The following is a 19,205-nucleotide window of genomic DNA, read 5'->3' on the forward strand; positions in this document are numbered from 1 at the left end:
GGCTAGGGGTGAAAGGCTAATCAAACTGGGAAATAGCTGGTTTTCCGCGAAAGATATTTAGGTATCGCCTCGGATGAATTCCGCAGGGGGTAGAGCACTGGATGGGCTAGGGGGACTCACCGTCTTACCAAACCCAACCAAACTCCGAATACCTGCGAGAACTATCCGGGAGTCACACAGTGGGTGCTAACGTCCATTGTGGAGAGGGAAAAAACCCTGACCAACAGCTAAGGCCCCTAATTCGTGGCTAAGTGTGAAAGGATGTAGGAATCCCATAACAACCAGGAGGTTGGCTTAGAAGCAGCCATCCTTTAAAGAAAGCGTAACAGCTCACTGGTCTAAATAAGGGTTCCCGCGCCGAAAATGTAACGGGGCTCAAGCCACGAGCCGAAGCTTTGGGTGTGCACGCAAGTGTACGCGGTAGCGGAACGTTCTGTAAGCCGATGAAGGTGGACCCGCGAGGGCCGCTGGAGGTATCAGAAGTGCGAATGCTGGCACGAGTAACGACTAACAGAGTGAAAGACTCTGTCGCCGAAAGTCCAAGGGTTCCTGCGTAAAGCTAATCTGCGCAGGGTTAGCCGGTCCCTAAGATGAGGCCGAAAGGCGTAATCGATGGGAATGCCGTTAATATTCGGCAGCCGGTGGGTGGTGACGAATTCCGTAAGTTGTCAGGTCTTACTGGATTGATCTGGCAGCGAAGGAGTTCCAGGAAATAGCCCCCACATAGTCCGTACCCTAAACCGACACAGGTGGACTGGTAGAGAATACCAAGGCGCTTGAGCGAACTATGCTGAAGGAACTCGGCAATTTACCTCCGTAACTTCGGGATAAGGAGGACCTCTCATTGGGCAACCAGTGAGGGGTGGCACAGACCAGGGGGTGGCGACTGTTTATCAAAAACACAGGACTCTGCGAACACGGAAGTGGACGTATAGGGTCTGACGCCTGCCCGGTGCCGGAAGGTTAAGAGGAGGGGTGCAAGCCTTGAATCGAAGCCCCGGTAAACGGCGGCCGTAACTATAACGGTCCTAAGGTAGCGAAATTCCTTGTCGGGTAAGTTCCGACCTGCACGAATGGCGTAACGACTTCCCCGCTGTCTCCAGCATAGGCTCAGTGAAACTGAATTCCCCGTGAAGATGCGGGGTTCCTGCGGTCAGACGGAAAGACCCCGTGCACCTTTACTATAGCTTTGCAATGGCATTCGTGACTGTTTGTGTAGAATAGCTGGTAGACTTTGAAGCTCGGGCGCCAGCTCGGGTGGAGTCGAAATGTGAAATACCAGCCTGGTGGTTATGGATGTCTAACCGCGTCCCGTTATCCGGGGCCGGGACATTGCATGGTGGGTAGTTTGACTGGGGCGGTCGCCTCCCAAAGAGTAACGGAGGCGTGCGATGGTAGGCTCAGAGCGGTCGGAAATCGCTCGTTGAGTGCAATGGCATAAGCCTGCCTGACTGCGAGACCTACAAGTCGAGCAGAGACGAAAGTCGGTCATAGTGATCCGGTGGTCCCGCGTGGAAGGGCCATCGCTCAACGGATAAAAGGTACGCCGGGGATAACAGGCTGATGATGCCCAAGAGTCCATATCGACGGCATCGTTTGGCACCTCGATGTCGACTCATCACATCCTGGGGCTGGAGCAGGTCCCAAGGGTTTGGCTGTTCGCCAATTAAAGTGGTACGTGAGTTGGGTTCAAAACGTCGTGAGACAGTTTGGTCCCTATCTGTCGTGGGTGTAGGAGAATTGAGAGGATCTGTCCCTAGTACGAGAGGACCGGGATGGACGCACCTCTGGTGGAGCAGTTGTCGCGCCAGCGGCAGTGCTGCGTAGCTATGTGCGGACGGGATAATCGCTGAAGGCATCTAAGCGAGAAACCCACCTCGAAACGAGTTCTCCCTTGAGAGCCGTGGTAGACCACCACGTTGATAGGCCGGGTGTGTAAGTGCGGCAACGCATTGAGCTTACCGGTACTAATCGCTCGATTGTCTTGATTGCTCTCATTACTCAATGTCCATTCATGTCGTGATCGCGACGGAATGGCGGTTAGATTGACCAACGCTTTGCTTCATCTCGTCTTTGGCCGGCCTGGTGGTTTTTGCGAGGGGCCTGAACCCGATCCCATCCCGAACTCGGCCGTTAAACTCCTCAGCGCCGATGGTACTAAGTCTCAAGACTTGGAAGAGTAGGTCGCTGCCAGGCCTGCCAAGGACGAGAAATTCCTCATCACGATGCTGCTTTGTCGCAAACAGAGCTACGAAAAACCCCCGCTTCGGCGGGGGTTTTTTGTTGTCCGCGGCCCGTTCCGGACTTGCGCCAGATCAAGAAGCCGGCCCCTGCAAAGCATAGCCTCTCAACCACGGCCATCGTGGGTCTGATCATCGAGAGGGTTTCGTCATGCCGACATCTTCCACCGAAAAGGCCATCGTTCTCTATTTCCGTTTTCTGATGGCGTGGACTTTCCTCTATGCCGCCTCGCATCAGGTGTTCGTACCGAGCTTTTCCGTCGTCGGCTTTGTCAGCCACACCAAAACGTTTCACGACGCATTCGCGATCTTCACCACGCCGACCATGGCGCCGATCACCACCTTCATGGTCGAATACGGGCATCTGCTGATCGGTCTGTCCCTGTTGTTCGGCCTGATGGTGCGGATCTCGGCGGCGTTCGGCGTGCTGCTGATGATCGTCTATTGGTTCGCCCACATGGACTGGCCGTTCATCGAGAACACCAACAACTTTATTGTCGACTATCATCTCGTCTATGCCGGCGTGCTGACCTATCTCGCCGTCAAACGGGCCGGCCACGTGTTCGGGCTCGATGCCTGGGCCGAGAAACTCGATGTCGTAAGGAACAGCGCGGTGCTGCGGCCGCTCGTCGCCTAGGCGCGGAACGGCCGGCGCTACTCGCCGAGCAGCTCCTGACGGCGCTGCTCGAGCTCGTCTTTGTAACGGCGCAGCGTGTAGGCCTCGGTGAGCAGGCCGACGACCTCTGCCTTTTCCAGCGAGTCGATCACCGCCAGCGCTTCGGCTTCCGCCTTTTCGAAGGCGACCATCGCATCCTTGACCGTCATGGTCGGCAGCAGCGCCGTGTCGCGGAAGTGCGCGAGGTCGCGCACCGGCGTCGCTTCGTCGACTTCCGGCGCGTGGATTTCCGCGACCTGGACGATGCCGGCATAGCGTTTGCTCTCGTCGATCGCGATCACCTGCGTCACCGAGCCGAGCGGAAACACCAGCCGGAAGCGGCCGGCTGTCGTATGCGAGGGCACGGTGCGCACGTCCGGCCGCATCATGCGGCGCACGGTCAGCTCGCGGATCCAGCCGACATCGGCCGCGCTGCGGATGCTTTCGCCGCGCAGGTGGAAGCGCCATGTGGCAAAGGAGTAGCCGAACGTCTCGCGCGTCACCTGGGCGGCGACGATGATGCTGATCAGCACCGCGGTGGTCAGCCAGAAATCGCCGGTCGTCTCCAGCGCGATGAAGGTCATCGTCAGCGGCCCGCCGATCACCGAGACCGACAGCGCACCGAGGCCGACCACGGCATAGACATGGGCGTCGAGACCCAGCGAGGGGATCAGGGTGTTGGCGGCTTCGGCAAACAGCCGGCCGCCCAGTGCGCCGACCAGCAGCGACGCAAAGAACAGGCCGCCGCGAAAGCCGGTGCCGATCGACACGATCGAGGCCAGCGACTTGAGCACGAACAGCAGCGCGATGGCGCCGAGCGGGCTGGTCAGCGTCGACGAGATGTGGATGGCGCCGTGGCCGGACGACAGCACTTCCGGCGTGACGATGGCGAAGGCGCCGACCACGAGGCCGCCGAGCGTCGGCCTCAGTGCCGGGCGGATGCGCACGGAATTCATCAGCGTCTCGCACAAGGCGACGCCGCGCATCAGCGTGACGCCGACGCCGGCGGCGAGCAGGCCGACCAGCGCCGCGATGGCGAGATCGAGGCCGCGTACATGCGAGACATACATGCCGCCGATGTCGAGCGGCGGCTGGCCGAGCGCACCTGCGACGAGAAATCCGACCAGCGCCGCGATGCCGACCGGCGCGAGGCTTGCGACCGAATAGCTCGCGATCACCAGTTCGAAGGCGTAGAAGGCGCCGGCCAGCGGCGCTCCGAATGCGCCGGCGATGGCACCCGCGGCGCCGCAGCCGACCAGCACGCGCAGGTCGCGGCGGCGCAGACGAAAGGCCTGTCCGATCCGCGACGCAAGGCCGCTTGCCAGCTGCGTATATCCGGCTTCGAGGCCGACCGAAGCGCCGACGCCGCTCGACCACACCGTTTGCAGCGCGACGATCAGGCTGCCGCGCACCGACATGCGGCCGCCATGCAGGGCGTTGGCTTCGATCGGGTCGATTTCGCGTCCCGGTCGCCAGCGCAGCAGGGCGGTGAGCGCAAGGCCGAAAAGAAGCCCGCCGACGGTTGGCACGGCGATGGCCAGCGCGGGATCGATCGCGGTGAGGCTCGAGAGCCGCGAGCCCCAGGGCACGTCGAACAGGACGGTGTGCAGCATCGCCACGCCGAGGCTCATCGCGGCCACCACGCCGCCGGCGATGGCGCCGATCAGTGCGCCGAGAACGACAAGCCCGGACTCCCGCGCACGCACCAGCGCGCGCAGTTTCTGGGGGATCTCGAACCCGGTCCGGATAATGCGGGTGCGCGCGCCCGCGGTGATGGATGACATCGGCCGCGCCTCATCGGCTTTGGCGCCTTGCTACGCCACAACACTGCCGGCGTATAGCCTCAAGAGGCGGATTGGCCGGGTTTCCTGGGTGTTTTCGTTACCGGTGGCTTCGGGCCGTTTTGTGTCGGCGGCGCGCCGGCTTTGCGGGACGATTTGATCGGCTTCGACCTGACTGCTTTGGCCGGCTTCACGACGGCCGTGTTCGCGTCCTCGCCCGCGGAGACCCGGTTGTCCCAGAGCTTGGCGATGCGCCGGCGGAACGCCTTCGGTTTTTCGGCGAACAACCGGTCGGCCAGCCGCGCGGCGGCGCGGATATGGGCCTCCCGGCGCGCCGCGATCGCCGGCGCAAGCCGAGAGCGCCACGGCGCGAGCGGCTGGTTGCGCGCGGTCATCTGGTGGAACACGAACAGATCCTGGCAGGCGCCGAGCCGGTTGCGCAGCCGCTGCGCTTCCTCGGTCCAGAGCCGGCCGAGCCGCGGCCACAGATGCTCGATCAATTCCATCTGGTGGCGATGCTCGACGACCCGGCGGCGCAGGTCGTGAAGGTGATCGGCGTCGGCCTTGTTCCAGTCGTCCGGCACGATCTGCCGCGCCCGGCGGTAAGTGACGGCCAGGGCGTCGGCGATCGCAGGGAATGCGATGTCGGCGAGCGGCCAGCGTTCGAGCGTCAGCAGCGCGTCGTCGAGATAGCGCGACAGCTGATCGCGGGTGGCGCCGGAAAAGCTCTGGGCCTCGGCCTGCGCCTTCAGCGCGGCAAGGCGGTCCTGGATGGTCGCCATCGAGGTGGGCGACAATTCGGTGTCGCTCTTGCGCAGGTCGTCGAGGGCGTCGAGGCAGGCCTGCGCGTCGCGGGCGCTGGCGAGATTGCGCATCATCTCGCGCGCCTCCCGCCGCATCAGGTCCGCAGGCTCGCCGAGGATCGGTGCGAGCAGCCGCATTAGCGCGCGCCAGCGCTTCAGCGCCTTGCGGATCTCGTGGACAGCCTGCGCCGGCGACAGGTCGGGCGCGATCAGCCCGCGGCGGGCATCCGCCAGAATGTTGCGTCCGGCGGCCGCCAGAGCGACGCCGATGCTGCCCGTGCCATTGCCGGAGACGGCAGCGGCCCGCTGTTTTTTTGCCGCGTCATGCGAAATATCCATGAAATACGCGCGCTTACGCTCTTTTCTTTGCCGCCGGGCGTTGCTACATACGGGTCTCTCGCGCGGGGGAGATCCCGCGCGTCGTCGTTTGGCACCCGATTATGCATGCTGCCGGCCGGTTTTTTATGACACCGGCATGACAGTGGGGAGGGCGCCGGCGGCAGCCGAAAAAGCATATAACTGCTTGATTGGCTTGATGAATTGGCGCGGGGTGGAGCAGCCCGGTAGCTCGTCAGGCTCATAACCTGAAGGTCGTAGGTTCAAATCCTACCCCCGCAACCAATTCCAAAAAAACGGATCGCGCGACGGGGCGAAGGCGCAAGCGGGGGCGGAATAGTTCATGGACGCCGGAGCGCGCTTGCTGCGGTTTTGCCGGACCCGCAATCTCGTTTCCGCGGACGCCGACGGCAACAGTGCCGTGGCGGCCGTGATTGCCGGTCTCGCGCCGCTCTTGTTCCTGACGGTCAAGGGTTGGACCAACGCGCTTTGTTTGGTCCTCGTCCTGCTCGCACTTTACGACATCTGCCGACACTCCGAACTGTACTGGCCGCTGTGGCGCGACCGCCGTATCGGCTGGCTCACCGCCGCACTCGCCTCGGCCGTTGTCGCCATTCTCGCCAGCCAGACATTGCGTTGGGATTTTCAAGCGCAACCCTATGACGCGCCGCTGCGCCCGCTTGGCGGCGTCGCGGTGCTGCTCTATCTCACCGCACGCCGCGTCAACTTCCTCAAGATCTTCCAGTGGACCTGTCCGCTCGCGGTGTTGCTCTGCGCAGCCGGGCTTCTCGTTGGTCCCGATCCGTTCGCGAAATGGGGCGGGCGATTGTCGAATTACTTTGTCGATCCTCTGAGTCTCGGCCAGTACATGCTGCTGCTCGGCGTGCTGTCGGCCTTCATGATCAACCTCGTCGAGAAAGACGGGCCGATCGCGATCGTGCTGAAACTGGCGGCGCTGGTCGTCGGCCTCTGGGTTTCCGTCCTGACGGAATCGCGCTCGGGCTGGCTCGCCATTCCCGTGTTGTTCGTGATCTGGCTGTTCGCGGTGGCCCGGATTCGCAACGTGACCATGATCGCGGGTGGAACTGCGGCGCTGGCGCTCGCCTGCGTGCTCGCCTATCTGGTCTTGCAGCCGGTGCACACGCGCGTCGATGCGGCCCTGATCGACTATCGCGCTTATTTCGACGGCGGTTTACGCGACACCTCGGGCGGCCTGCGGCTCTCGCTCCTGCGGGCGTCGTGGCACCTGTTCCTGTCGCAGCCGCTTTATGGCTATGGCGACGGCGGAACGCCTCCGCTGATGACGATTCCCGCGATCCGGCCGTTCTATACCGACCTGCTGCAATACGCCCTGACGCACAACGGCGCGCACAACGAGTTGTTCCAGAACATGGTCCGTTCCGGCATCTTCGGCGTGATCTCGACGCTGTTGATGTTCGGCGTCCCGTTTGTGCTGTTCTGGCGCGCCGCCAGGTCGCACATCAAGGAGGCCTCGGCCGCCGGCGTTATCGGCCTCGGCTATATCGCCGGTGTCTTCTGCTTCGGCCTGTCCACCGAGACCTTCGCGCTGAAATATCTGGCGACGTTTTATGCGCTGATGATCGGCGCGCTCGCCGCGCAGGTCATCTGGGCATCGCCGCCGGATGAAGTGGAATCAGGACGCTAGGATCGACAGCTGCATCGCTTCGATCAGCGATCCGCCAAGGCGTACATCGAAGCCGTTGTCCGCTCTCCATTGAAGAATTCTGTCACGCTCGCTGCGGCCATGTCCGGTCAGGACGTGGAGTCCACCTGCGAGGCCGGCATTCTTCGCCGCCTCCATATCGCTCAGCTTGTCGCCGGCGAGCCAGGACGCGGCGAGGTCGATGTTCAGGGCAGTGCCGGCGCGTAACAGCATTCCGGGATTGGGTTTGCGGGCCGGATGGTTCGGATGCGCGAATTCGCCGACGCCCTCCGAATGATGCGGCGTCGCATAGACGGCATCGATGCGGGCGCCCTCGCGGGTCAGCCTCTCATTGATCGTCTGCTGCACCGTAAGAAAGACGTCCCAGCCGAACATGCCGCGGCCGATGCCGGCCTGATTGGTGACGATGACGACCGGCACGCCCCGCGCGTTGGCGTTGGCGATCGCCGCGGCGGCGCCGGGAATCAAGGCAATATCCTCGACGCGACGAAGATAGCCGGTCTCTTCGACGATGACGCCGTCGCGGTCGAGAAACAGCGCGGGTCGGCGGCCGTCAGGGCGCGCATAGACCTCGCACCAGACCCCGTCCTGATCGAGAGGAAAATCGCCCGAAGTCACGTCCGAGAGCCTCGTTGAGCCGGCGACCATCCAACTCCTCAACTTCAAACGCCGGGTCGCTTTCCGCCGATTCCGGCTCACTTGAGCGCACGCGATTTTTGACGCGAGCCAATCAGCTCAGCTCAGAAAATTGTGCCGCGTTTACATGCGCACAAACCAATTTTTCGGACCTGACAAAACCTAACATTTCAGCGCAACCATTCGGCTTTATGCTTTTAGATCAACAGGTTGTTGATTCGAGGTTGGCATGACACTCACCGCCAGGCAAGCGCGTTTCGTGAAAGAATATTTTCGCTGTCTCAATGGGACCCAAGCAGCGATTGCCGCAGGCTACAGTCAGAGGACGGCGAGGGCGATCGCCAGCGAGAACCTAAGGAAACCCTCCATCCGGGGAGAGATCGCGAACCTGGAGCGCTCTCAGCAAGAGCGTTTAAGCGCGGAGAGGCGGGAAATAATCGACGAACTAGCAAAAATCGTCGATTTCAAAATCTCCTCCTTGTTTGATGAGCATGGGAGAGTTCTCCCGGTCTCACAATGGCCCCCCGAAGCTGCGAGTGTGGTTGTCGAGTTCAAGTGTTACCCCACAACCGGCAAAAGCAATCGCACGCGCATTTCACTGAAGATGCAAGATCGGCTTAAGGCGCTCGAGAGGCTTGGGGACATGCTTGGCGCGTTCAACCGCAGAAAAAATGCGAAGCGGAAATCATCTTCGCGTTAGTAAAAGCTCGCAGAAAATTGAGTAGGAAAGCATGCTCGGTAATCTCGGTATTTGATCGCACCGCTTTCCTGCTCCTTTTCAAAATGGCAACGACTGCTCTTCGCTCGGCTAATAATTTAATTTCCAAGAATCGAATTGAGCGGCGTTTATATTGCGGTCTACCAAGAGCAGTGTATCTGACGAGGCGTGTAGATGAAGGAGCGTGCTTCTGTCTCGACCGATACTGGCAGAGGTGCCACGCGCTTGTCGTATGTTCCTTGCTGAGGCAGCACAAAACATTTCTTGCGTATTGAATGATGCTTGAGGTTCTTTGAGATAGCCAATCAGGTTGAAAAAATCTCAAGAGTACGTTGCGGTAGCATGATCAATAAGATAATATTGAGATGCGGTCGGGTGAAGGCTGCGACGGACGTCGTTTTAGCGATGTCGGCAGAGATGCTACCGCCCGACCGCACCATTCCATAAAAGGATATCTAATTGTATTGCGCTCGACTTTTTAAGTCTGAGCTCAAGACGGGCATGAATTTTTCTATCAGTAATAAATAGAGGCGTTCATTGCGATCTTCTAATCAAATTGCCACAGCGCTTCTATCGAAAACGTTTCTTTCTTTTTGTTATTCGTACTCCGGCGCCGCCTCCATTCTCCTCAATAAATGACAACCCTGCCTCAGCCATTGCGTTGAGGATTTTATTTATTGTGTCTTCGCGCCCGCCCAAGATGTCTTCTGCAGCTTCGAGTCTCTTGATGGTTGGCAGCGAGACATTGGACTTATTTGCGAGGTCGTCCTGAGACCAGCCTAGAAGCGCCCTCCCAGCCTTAATCTGACGAATTGATACTTTTGGTATTGACAAGCGCTTCTCCATAATGATACTTTTAGTATCAGAAAAGTTCAACGTTCAAGGCCGTTTCTCTGTACGAGGTAATATCATGGATCAGTTGTTGTGTTCCGCTGTGCGATATCGCGCAATTCGGGAGTGTATTAAGAGGGAAGACCCTGCCATTGACGAACAAACTTTGGCCGACACCGTCGAAGGCCTTACCGATCTTCATGAAATCATTATCGCTATCATGAGATCTGCTTTGGAAGACGAATCTCGCGTTGCTGCACTAAAATGCCGAATCATTGACATGCGGGCAAGGCTTGTCAGGTTTCAAGAGCGGGCGTCTAAACGCCGTCAGATCGCGCGAGACGTAATGGTCGAGCTCGATCTCAAAAATATTCTTGCACCAGATTTTACTATCTCGCTGAGGCCGGGAACCCCGGCACTAGTTGTCGTCGATGAAAACGTGATTCCACGCAATTACTGGATATCCGGGGAGCCGCAGTTGAACCGTCAGAAACTAGCAAATGAGCTCAAAGAAGGTGCGGAGATTGACGGTGTAATGCTTTCAAATCCGACGCCGGTCTTGTCGGCGAGGGTGCGATAATGAGTTTTACAATCAAACAGAGGCAAGCGCTACGACGCAAGCTTGACCAAAGCCGAGTTAGAACACGTGAGACGAACGGGCGACAGCTCTCCTACATTGAGGGATGGTACGCTATTTCCGAGGCCAATCGAATTTTTGGCTTCGATGGCTGGAGTCGCGAAACGCTCGAATCCAAATGTGTTCTGGCTCGCGAGAATCGCGGCATGTTTACTGCTGTTTACACAGCAAAAGCACGAATTACAGTTTGGGCTGACGGCACTGCCATCATTCGTGATGGGCACGGTACCGGAGAGGGGTGGGGCAATACGGCTGGCGAAGTGCACGATACGGCGCTTAAGGCAGCGGAAACTGATGCCACCAAGCGCGCACTAGCAACCTTCGGAAGCCGCTTTGGTTTAGCACTTTATGATCGAAGTAGTGCTAGGAGTGAAAGTCAGCCAAGTAATCAGTCTGCCACGTTTAATTTCCAATATGCCGCTGCCCGGCCAAGGAGCCAAGAGGCGAACAAGGAAAATTGTGCAATCTTGCCGTTGGGTGAAGCGGGCAGAATTGACAAAAGCCTGTTGACGATCGCTGCGCCGAAGCGAATTCGAAATCGTGCGCATCTTAGATACGTCGCGACGCGTCCCTGTTTGATCTGTGGTCGGCATCCCTCAGATGCGCATCATCTGAAATTTGCGCAACCAAAAGCGTTGGGGCTCAAGGTCAGTGATGAGTATACAGTACCCCTTTGCCGAGGGCACCACCGTGAACTTCATCGCTTCGGAAATGAAAGAAATTGGTGGCAAATTCAGAAGATTGATGCGCTCGCGGTTGCTCACGAGTTGTGGACGAGAACACGTCAAAATCTCGATCTTGGAAAGGATGCGTCAAATTAGCAAAAAGCCCGGCAGTCTCGGCGATCTTGCCGCCTGGGACCCCGCGCCGGGTAACCATATCGCCGGCGACAAGGACTGACGGCGCCGGTTTGCGGCAAAATTGCCGTCGCGGCAGCGCCGGAAACGCTATAAATCCCTGCACCGACGAAGGACCGGGTCCGGGCCACCGATGAAGCTTGCCGTTACTGCGCTTGCCATTCCCGACGTGAAGCTGATCTCAGCGCCGCGGTTCGCCGACGCGCGCGGCCACTTCGCGGAAACCTACGCGCGCGCGGATTTCGTCGCGGCCGGTCTCGCGACCGACTTCGTGCAGGACAATCAGGCGGCCTCACGCGCCGCCGGCACGGTGCGCGGGCTGCATTTCCAGACCGCGCCGCATGCGCAGGCCAAGCTCGTGCGCGTGCTGCGCGGGCGCATCTTCGACGTCGCCCTCGACATCCGCCGCGGCTCGCCGACCTTCGGCCGCCACGTCGCGGTGACGCTCGACAGCGAGGCGGGCCAGCAGTTGTTCGTGCCGGTCGGCTTCGCGCACGGCTACTGCACGCTCGAACCCGATACCGAGGTGCTCTACAAGGTCGACAGCAGCTACGCCCCGACGCATGAGCGCGGCGTCTTGTGGAGCGACCCGGCGCTCGGCATCGCCTGGCCGATCGACGCGGCGGCCGCGTCCCTCGCGGACCGTGACAAGACGCTGCCGACGCTGGCGGCGCTGCGGGATACGTTCGCATGACGGCCGGGATGCGCATTCTCGTCACCGGCGGCGCGGGCTTCATCGGCTCCGCTATCTGCCGCCAGCTCGTCGCCGGCGGCGCCTTCGTCGTCAATGTCGACAAGCTGACCTATGCGGCCAACCTGCGCTCGCTCGACGCGGTGTCCGGCAATTCCAAATACGTGCTGGAGAAGGCCGATATCTGCGACCGCAAGGCGCTCGACGCGATCTTCGCCAAATACAAGCCGACAGCGGTGCTGCACGCCGCCGCCGAGAGCCATGTCGACCGCTCGATCGATGGCCCGGCGGCCTTCGTCGAGACCAATCTGATCGGCACCTATCAGATGCTCGAAGCGGCGCGCAGTTATGCCGCCAATCTCGCGCCGGGCGAGCGCGAGGCGTTCCGCTTCGTCCATGTCTCGACCGACGAGGTCTACGGTTCGCTCGGCAGCGACGGCCAGTTCCACGAAGACACCCGCTACGATCCGAGCTCGCCCTATTCCGCCACCAAGGCGGGCAGCGATCATCTGGTGCGCGCCTGGCATCGGACTTACGGCCTGCCGGCGGTCATCGCCAACTGCTCCAACAATTACGGGCCGTATCAGTTTCCCGAAAAGCTGATCCCGCTGATGATCCTTAACGCGACACATGGTTTGCCGCTGCCGGTCTACGGCAAGGGCGCGAATGTGCGCGACTGGCTTTATGTCGAGGATCATGCGCGCGGCCTGATCACGCTGCTGCAAAAGGGCCGCCTCGGGGAAAGCTACAACTTCGGCGGCGACAGTGAGCGTACCAATCTCACGGTGGTCGAGACGATCTGCGACATCATCGACCGCTTGCAGCCGGGCGCGCAGCCGCGACGCAAGCTCATCACCTTCGTCACCGACCGTCCCGGCCATGACGCGCGCTACGCGATGGACGCGAGCAAGGTGCGGCGCGAACTCGGCTGGTCGCCGTCGCTCGACTTCGAGACCGGGCTCGAGCGCACCATCGCGTGGTATCTCGCCAATGCCGAATGGTGGAAGCCGCTGCGCGAGCGCGTCTATGGCGGCGAACGTCTCGGGCTGAAATGAGCAAGGCCGGCCCCATCCTGGTGGTCGGCCGAGAGGGGCAGGTCGCGCGCTGCCTCGCCGAACGCGCCGCCGCGCGCGGCGCCGAACTCGTGCTGCGCGGCCGGCCCGACCTCGATCTCATCAATCCCGCGTCGGTCGATGCGGCCGTCGCCGCCGTCAGGCCGCGCGCCATCGTCAACGCCGCAGCCTTTACGGCAGTGGACAAGGCCGAGAGCGAGGAAGCTTCGGCCTTCGCCATCAACGAGACCGGCGCGTGGTCGCTCGCCACCGCCGCGGCGCGCGCCGGCGTGCCGTTCGTTCATCTCTCCACCGACTATGTGTTCGACGGACGAAAGCCCTCGCCTTACGTCGAGGACGACGCCACCGCCCCGCTCGGTGCCTACGGCCGCTCCAAGCTCGCCGGCGAGATCGCCGTGCGCGCTGTCTACCCCGCCGCCAATATCCTGCGCACCGCGTGGGTCTATAGCGCAGGCGGCACCAATTTCGTGCGCACCATGCTGCGGCTCGCCACCGAGCGGCCGGTGGTGCGCGTGGTCGACGATCAGACCGGCAATCCGACCTCGGCGCTCGACCTTGCCGACGCCATCCTGACGGTGCTGGAAGGCCCGAAACGCGGCGGCAAGCTCTATCACGTCGCCGGGCGCGGCGAGACGACATGGTACGGCTTCGCCAAGGCGATCTTCGATGGCTGGGCACGGCGCGGCCGGGCGGTGCCGCAACTCGAGGCGATCACGACCGCCGAGTACAAGACGGCGGCGCCGCGCCCAGCCAATTCCCGGCTCGATTGCGCGAAGATCGAACGCGAGCTTGGCATCCGCCTGCCGGACTGGCAGACATCGCTTGAGGCCTGCCTCGACCGGCTGGCCGAAGCAGGAGATCGGTGACGGCGATGACGACGAAAAAGGGCATCGTGCTCGCCGGCGGCTCCGGCACCCGCCTCTATCCGATCACCCGCGCGGCCAGCAAACAGCTGCTGCCGGTCTACGACAAGCCGATGATCTATTATCCGCTGTCGACGCTGATGCTCGCCGGCATCCGCGACGTGCTGATCATCACCACGCCGGAAGATGCCGACCAGTTCCGCCGCCTGCTCGGCGACGGCAGGCAATGGGGCATCACGCTTTCCTACGCCGTGCAGCCGCGGCCGGAAGGTCTCGCACAGGCTTTCATCATCGGCGCGGATTTCATCGGCAGCGACAATGTCGCGCTGGTGCTCGGCGACAACATCTTCTTCGGCCACGGCCTGCCCGAGATGCTGCGCGCGGCCGCCGCGCGCAAAACGGGCGCAAGCGTGTTCGCCTATCAGGTCAGCGATCCGCAACGTTACGGCGTCGTCTCGTTCGACAAGACCGGCAAGGCGCTGACGCTTGAGGAAAAGCCGGCCGCGCCGCGCTCCAACTGGGCGGTGACCGGCGTTTATTTCTACGACAGCGATGTGGTGCGGCTCGCCAAGTCGCTGAAGCCATCGAAGCGCGGCGAACTGGAAATCACCGATCTCAACCGGCTCTATCTCGACGCCGGCAAGCTCGCGGTCGAGCGCATGGGGCGCGGCTTTGCCTGGCTCGACACCGGCACTTTCGAGTCGCTGTTGTCGGCGTCGAGCTTTGTGCAGACGCTGGAACAGCGCCAGGGCGTGAAAATCGCCTGCCTCGAGGAAATCGCCTACCGGATGGGCCTGATCGGCAAGGACGACCTGCTGCGCACCGCGCGCGAGATGCAGAAGAGCGGCTACGGCGAATATCTGCGCGCGGTCGCCGCCGAGTCCGACGATCGAGCGTGACCAGCACAGGACTGAGCAACATCACCGCTGACCAAAAGCCTCAATTAGAATCATTATGCGCAGTCTTTCTCCGATAGCCTCTTCAATTCGCTAAAGATAGCGTGTCGATTTCTCTCTGCAATCGCCTGCTCGAGTGCTACGAGGCAACTGCGTATTTGATGCAGCGATTGCTGAGAGGGCCGGGCTGCTACTACGCCGGGGATACCAATTTCAGAGGTCGGTTCTTCGTTCGAAAAAAGAATTTCGCGCAAGCGCTCGCCAGGTCTTAAGCCCGAAAATACGATTTCTATATCCCGTCCGGGTTCTAGGCCACCTAAACGAATCATGCGTTCGGCGAGGTCAACGATTTTTACCGGCTGGCCCATATTGAGTACGAAGACGGAAAGGTCCGACTGGAGGTTGCCTAATGCGTGGCTTGCAGACGTGATCACGAGATCGCATGCTTCGCGGATCGTCATGAAATAACGTACCATATCTGGATGGGTGACGGTGACTGGACCGCCAGCTTCGATCTGAGCTTTAAACTTTGGGACGACAGATCCGTTCGATGCAAGGACGTTGCCAAATCGTACCGAAATAATGCGGGTTGACGGGCCACGCGCCGCTACTTTGGTAGCTTGCTCTATATCGACCGCCTGGCAGTAGATTTCTGCAATTCGCTTAGTTGCTCCTAGAACTGACACGGGATCAACCGCCTTATCGGTTGAGATCATTACCATCGCAGCTGCACCCGAGGCGACTGTCGCATCGGCCACGTTGACCGAGCCGAACACATTGGTTCGAACGCCTTCGATCCAGTCTTTCTCGAGAATTGGAACGTGTTTAAGTGCGGCGGCGTGGAACACAAGATCCGGCTTATAATCACGAATAAGTTGAAATACTCTTTCGCGGTCTCGAACGTCGCAAATGTGACCCTGAATATCTAGTGCGGTACCGCGTTTCTGTAAGCGCTCGAGCACAGCATGAAGCGCTGGTTCGGCGTTATCGATCACCAAAAGTCGACTGGCGCCAAATGTGGCGACGCGGTTGCAAATTTCCGAACCGATTGAGCCACCGCCGCCTGTGACGATGACTGACCGCCCCCGAATGAAGTGCTCGAGCCGATTATAGTCGATAGACGAACTGGGACGCAGTAGCAGGTCCTCAACTTCGATAGGTGCAAGTTCAATCTTGTCGCCACTTTCGGCAAGTGATGGCATACGGCTGACGATGATTCCGAGGCGGCGCGCCTTCACGATTGCTGCTTCGATCCCAAGACCGGTTGCAAATGCGGACGGAGTAAGCAAAAGCCGAGTGATATTTTGGCCGGAAGCGCCGAAATTATCGATAGTCAACAGCAAATTCTTGGGGTGATCAATGACGCGGACACCCCGCAGGCTTTGATTGAGATCGGCAAGTGAGGGTGAAAGAATACCCAAAGGTTGAATATTTTTGATAGCGCCGCTTTCAATTCCGCGTAGGAGGACTTCTGAGTCCGCCGCGTTGCCAAGGATTAGCGTGCGGGCTCCCGTTGCATTTCGTGCCCGAATGAGGCCGTCACGGAAGTAACGATAAACAATCCGAAGTCCAGCGAGAAACGCGATCTGCAAAAGCCAATAAAGAACGATAGTGATTTTGCCGAAGAAAAAAGTACCAAGAACGTTCGGTGACACCAGGATGTAATCAAGTAGTAGAATCGAAGCCGCCATCACAGTTGCGGCTCGGAAAATATTACGGAGATCTGGTAAGGACGCGAAGCGCCACTTCGATCGGTATAGGTCGAAATACCAATAAATTAATCCCGCATAGATAAGTATGCCTGGTAGCAATATCAGAAGATCGTAAAGACGCTCAACGAGACCGGGATTCTCAAAACGGAACCAGAAAGTGGCGAAGATCGCGGCAGCGGTGGCGGCCAAGTCGTGTATCAATACAAACGTACGTTTCGAGAATATGTTGGTTGCGCTAAACATGGTATTTTAGCAGGTGCATTCAGGAATCATTCTAGTTATTCGGTCATTACAGCATCAACTATAAGAATAAAGTGATATTCTGTCATCAGACAATTCTATCTATGCCGATTTGATCCGACCTGGTAGCCGCTAGCTCTGTTCCGAGCTTTCGTGAGCGCATTTCGAACTCGGTCGATCTAAGTCTGTTGCACGCCTGTGCGATCGTTCGTGCGTCGAGCTTGTCGCTGCAATAGCTTCTCGCTTAAAAAGCTCGGAGTCTCAAAAATATTACGGGAAACCGAATGTCAAAAATTTCCGAGCATTTCTCTGGCATCGACCTCCAGCGTTGAATCCGCCAAGACTTTCAGATCCTCGTCTTCAACGACCCGAGCTCTAGGCTTCGGATGTCTCTATTCTACTTTGGCGGTTCCACTTGTAATGTCGTGTCGCTCATGCCCTGGCATCGTACAGTCTGGCAGCGTACCCTTTTTGCATCTTAAGGCTTTGCCTTTCATGCGCTAAAGGCCTTACTGAGAGATGAGAACCGGCGAGTGCGCGAGAGGACAGATACGCCTACGTCGACCTTAGAGATCGCGGGAAGACGCCTCTAGTTGTAAGACGCTGCGGCAAATACAACATCACTGCTTGCTGCATCGCGCATTTGCCGCATAAAATCATCGCTCCAAGAAGGCAAAATGGCCAAAACTCGAAGATTTTTAAGCGCCGAACATCTGCTAGATCAGAGCAACATTCAATGATGAAAACGATTTTTGACATCGTAAGTTTGCTTGACAGGCGACGAAAGGCGGTGGCGTTGGGAATATTGGCTTTACTTGTGATTGGGTCTTTTCTGGAAGCAGTAAGCATAAGTCTTGTTCTGCCTCTGATCCTAATTCTTACCTCAAGCTCCGCTTCAAAAGCCATCGGCTGGGAAGCGATGGACCAGATTGCCGCGAAGTTTTCAGAGAATGAACTGGTGATCCTTGCAATAGGGGTTGTTTTAGCGTTTTTCTTTCTGAAGAATTTATTTTTCATGTTGGTCGTATGGTTTCAAGGACGCTTTGTATTTGGACTGCAGGCGGCTCTTTCGGAGCAGATTTTCGACCGTTATTTAGACCAAACGTTTGAAGAGCAGGTTTCGGGTCATTCGTCGCATCTCATTCGAGATGTGACCACTGAGGTCCAATATTTTACTGCCTATGCTGCCTTGCCCATGATGGGAATACTAACCGAGCTCCCGATTATAGTTGCGCTTGGCGTCGTACTTTTCGTCTTGCAGCCGTTGGGTGCACTCCTCACGGTTGTTAGCTCAGGTGTTATGATCGCTGCGCTATACATTTTGTTGTCCCCTAGATTGGCCCATTGGGGAAATATTCGACAGGAGGCAGAAGTTGATCGAGTGAAGTGTATGCAACAAACTGTAAATTGTTTTTCGGAGATCAAGCTGCGGAGGGATAGTCGTTATTTCCTTAGCTATTTCTCTGAGTACAATCGAAGCGTCGTAAAAATGGCTGAGCGAATTAATTTTTGGCAGGCATTTCCCAGATATTGGATTGAGTTCTTTTTGCTTATTAGCATTCTTTTGTTAGTCGCATACTTAGTCATGTCTGGAAGCGACAGCTCCGTTACGGTTTCTACTCTAGGGGTGTTCGCCGCGGTTGCCTTCAAGTTAGCGCCCTCGGCAAACCGAGTAGTCGCTCATGTGCAAGCACTACGCTATGCCCAGCCTGTAGTCGAGATACTTGCGACACGGCTGACAGCTCACTGGCGCGTTCGCGCGGGTACGTCGCAGACTCCTATTTCCGTAAAGACTGAAAATGCAATTGCGAGCTGGAAAGAGTTGATAATCAGGAATGTCACTTATCAACATGAGGGCGCCGAAGCGCATTCTCTGCGGAGGGTAAATTTCACAATTAAGCGCGGCTCAGTGGTGGGGTTTGTGGGGCCGAGCGGCGCAGGTAAGACGACGTTGGCGAACGTGATAATGGGTCTGCTAGCCCCTTCCGAGGGCGGCGTCTTCCTTGACGGGTTACAGGTCAATCCGCCACGCGCAGAATTTCCTGATCTTTTGAGTGCGTGGCAGCGCAATATTGGCTATGTCCCGCAGAATTTCGCGCTGATCGACAGCTCCATCCGACAGAACATTGCTTTCAGATTCAGAGAGGAGGAAATAGAAGAAGCAGCGATTAGCCGTGCAATCGCAGGCGCAGAGATTAGCGAATTTGTCCAATCTTTGCCGCAGGGCGCAGACACGATTGTCGGGGAGCGCGGGATAAGGTTATCCGGTGGTCAAGGGCAACGGATAGCAATTGCACGTTCGCTCTATCTCAATGCTGGCTTGATAGTTTTTGATGAGGCTACCAGTGCGCTAGACGACGCCACGCAGGGTGCGGTGATCGAGTCGCTTTTGGAAAAGCGTGGAGCCAAGACGATCATCATTATTGCGCATCGAACAAGCACGTTGCAATTATGCGATGAGGTCATCGAGTTGAACAAAGGCGAAGTAAGACGAATTGGTACGCCGATAGAAACTCTTGACGCGTTGGCTGGTGCTTCAAACGGGTGACAAT

The 19,205-nt window shown here is 58.5% G+C and carries 15 protein-coding genes, 1 tRNA gene and 2 rRNA genes (1 of these 18 cut by a window edge); 13 read left to right on the forward strand and 5 right to left on the reverse strand.

Annotation, left to right across the window (positions count from 1 at the left end):
- The 3 genes from AB7F10_RS00020 to AB7F10_RS00030 form a co-directional block, all read left to right on the forward strand.
- Positions 1–1,992: ribosomal RNA gene (locus tag AB7F10_RS00020) — 23S ribosomal RNA — on the forward strand; it begins 821 nt to the left of the window's first position.
- Positions 1,993–2,081: 89 nt separating this feature from the next.
- Positions 2,082–2,196 (forward strand): 5S ribosomal RNA (gene rrf, locus AB7F10_RS00025).
- Positions 2,197–2,391: 195 nt separating this feature from the next.
- The gene (locus AB7F10_RS00030; protein WP_428558379.1) at positions 2,392–2,877 is read left to right on the forward strand and encodes a DoxX family membrane protein; all 486 of its coding nucleotides are present in this window, start codon (positions 2,392–2,394) and stop codon (positions 2,875–2,877) included.
- Positions 2,878–2,894: 17 nt separating this feature from the next.
- Here AB7F10_RS00030 and AB7F10_RS00035 read toward each other — a convergent pair whose 3' ends face one another.
- Positions 2,895–4,679 carry a chloride channel protein gene (locus tag AB7F10_RS00035; RefSeq protein ID WP_428558378.1) on the reverse strand — a complete coding sequence of 595 codons (1,785 nt, stop codon included), beginning with the start codon at positions 4,677–4,679 and terminating at the stop codon, positions 2,895–2,897.
- Between the two features lie 59 nt (positions 4,680–4,738).
- The gene (locus AB7F10_RS00040) at positions 4,739–5,818 is read right to left on the reverse strand and encodes a CHAD domain-containing protein (protein ID WP_428558377.1); all 1,080 of its coding nucleotides are present in this window, start codon (positions 5,816–5,818) and stop codon (positions 4,739–4,741) included.
- A gap of 205 nt (positions 5,819–6,023) precedes the next feature.
- Here AB7F10_RS00040 and AB7F10_RS00045 point away from each other — a divergent pair.
- Positions 6,024–6,100 (forward strand) — tRNA-Met (locus AB7F10_RS00045).
- Positions 6,101–6,158: 58 nt separating this feature from the next.
- Entirely contained in the window at positions 6,159–7,481 is a 1,323-nt protein-coding gene (locus AB7F10_RS00050; RefSeq protein WP_428558376.1) for an O-antigen ligase family protein, read from the forward strand.
- On the opposite strand, the gene AB7F10_RS00055 is transcribed toward AB7F10_RS00050, so the two are convergent.
- Positions 7,470–8,117: a D-glycero-alpha-D-manno-heptose-1,7-bisphosphate 7-phosphatase gene (locus AB7F10_RS00055; RefSeq protein ID WP_428558374.1), complete on the reverse strand. Its 648-nt coding sequence runs from the start codon at positions 8,115–8,117 to the stop codon at positions 7,470–7,472. The genes AB7F10_RS00050 and AB7F10_RS00055 overlap by 12 nt on opposite strands.
- A gap of 247 nt (positions 8,118–8,364) precedes the next feature.
- On the opposite strand from AB7F10_RS00055, the gene AB7F10_RS00060 reads away from it, so the two are divergent.
- Positions 8,365–8,835 (forward strand): terminase small subunit, encoded by a 471-nt coding sequence (locus AB7F10_RS00060; protein ID WP_428558373.1) that lies wholly within the window; start codon positions 8,365–8,367, stop codon positions 8,833–8,835.
- 588 nt (positions 8,836–9,423) lie between these two features.
- Here the strand turns inward: AB7F10_RS00060 and AB7F10_RS00065 are convergent.
- Positions 9,424–9,699, reverse strand: a complete 276-nt coding sequence (locus AB7F10_RS00065) for a helix-turn-helix domain-containing protein (protein WP_428558372.1) — start codon at positions 9,697–9,699, stop codon at positions 9,424–9,426.
- A gap of 64 nt (positions 9,700–9,763) precedes the next feature.
- Here AB7F10_RS00065 and AB7F10_RS00070 point away from each other — a divergent pair, with 64 nt between their 5' ends.
- The 6 genes from AB7F10_RS00070 (at position 9,764) to rfbA (ending at position 14,704) form a co-directional block, all read left to right on the forward strand.
- Positions 9,764–10,264, forward strand: a complete 501-nt coding sequence (locus AB7F10_RS00070) for a siphovirus Gp157 family protein (RefSeq protein ID WP_428558371.1) — start codon at positions 9,764–9,766, stop codon at positions 10,262–10,264.
- Positions 10,264–11,142 (forward strand): Rad52/Rad22 family DNA repair protein, encoded by an 879-nt coding sequence (locus AB7F10_RS00075; protein ID WP_428558370.1) that lies wholly within the window; start codon positions 10,264–10,266, stop codon positions 11,140–11,142. Before AB7F10_RS00070 ends, AB7F10_RS00075 begins: the two co-directional genes overlap by 1 nt.
- Positions 11,143–11,311: 169 nt before the next feature.
- A complete protein-coding gene (gene rfbC / locus AB7F10_RS00080) occupies positions 11,312–11,872 on the forward strand; it encodes a dTDP-4-dehydrorhamnose 3,5-epimerase (RefSeq protein ID WP_428558369.1) in 561 nt (186 codons plus the stop codon).
- Between the two features lie 8 nt (positions 11,873–11,880).
- Positions 11,881–12,924: a dTDP-glucose 4,6-dehydratase gene (gene rfbB / locus AB7F10_RS00085; protein ID WP_428558423.1), complete on the forward strand. Its 1,044-nt coding sequence runs from the start codon at positions 11,881–11,883 to the stop codon at positions 12,922–12,924.
- Positions 12,921–13,808 (forward strand): dTDP-4-dehydrorhamnose reductase, encoded by an 888-nt coding sequence (rfbD, locus tag AB7F10_RS00090; RefSeq protein WP_428558367.1) that lies wholly within the window; start codon positions 12,921–12,923, stop codon positions 13,806–13,808. Before rfbB ends, rfbD begins: the two co-directional genes overlap by 4 nt.
- A gap of 5 nt (positions 13,809–13,813) precedes the next feature.
- Entirely contained in the window at positions 13,814–14,704 is an 891-nt protein-coding gene (rfbA, locus tag AB7F10_RS00095) for a glucose-1-phosphate thymidylyltransferase RfbA (protein ID WP_428558366.1), read from the forward strand.
- A gap of 53 nt (positions 14,705–14,757) precedes the next feature.
- Here rfbA and AB7F10_RS00100 read toward each other — a convergent pair whose 3' ends face one another.
- Positions 14,758–16,656 carry an SDR family NAD(P)-dependent oxidoreductase gene (locus AB7F10_RS00100; protein ID WP_428558365.1) on the reverse strand — a complete coding sequence of 633 codons (1,899 nt, stop codon included), beginning with the start codon at positions 16,654–16,656 and terminating at the stop codon, positions 14,758–14,760.
- Between the two features lie 733 nt (positions 16,657–17,389).
- On the opposite strand from AB7F10_RS00100, the gene AB7F10_RS00105 reads away from it, so the two are divergent.
- Entirely contained in the window at positions 17,390–19,201 is a 1,812-nt protein-coding gene (locus AB7F10_RS00105) for an ABC transporter ATP-binding protein (RefSeq protein ID WP_428558363.1), read from the forward strand.
- Positions 19,202–19,205 lie beyond the last annotated feature (4 nt).

The sequence above is a fragment of the Pseudolabrys sp. genome (assembly GCF_050250095.1).
Classification (GTDB): domain Bacteria; phylum Pseudomonadota; class Alphaproteobacteria; order Rhizobiales; family Xanthobacteraceae; genus Pseudolabrys.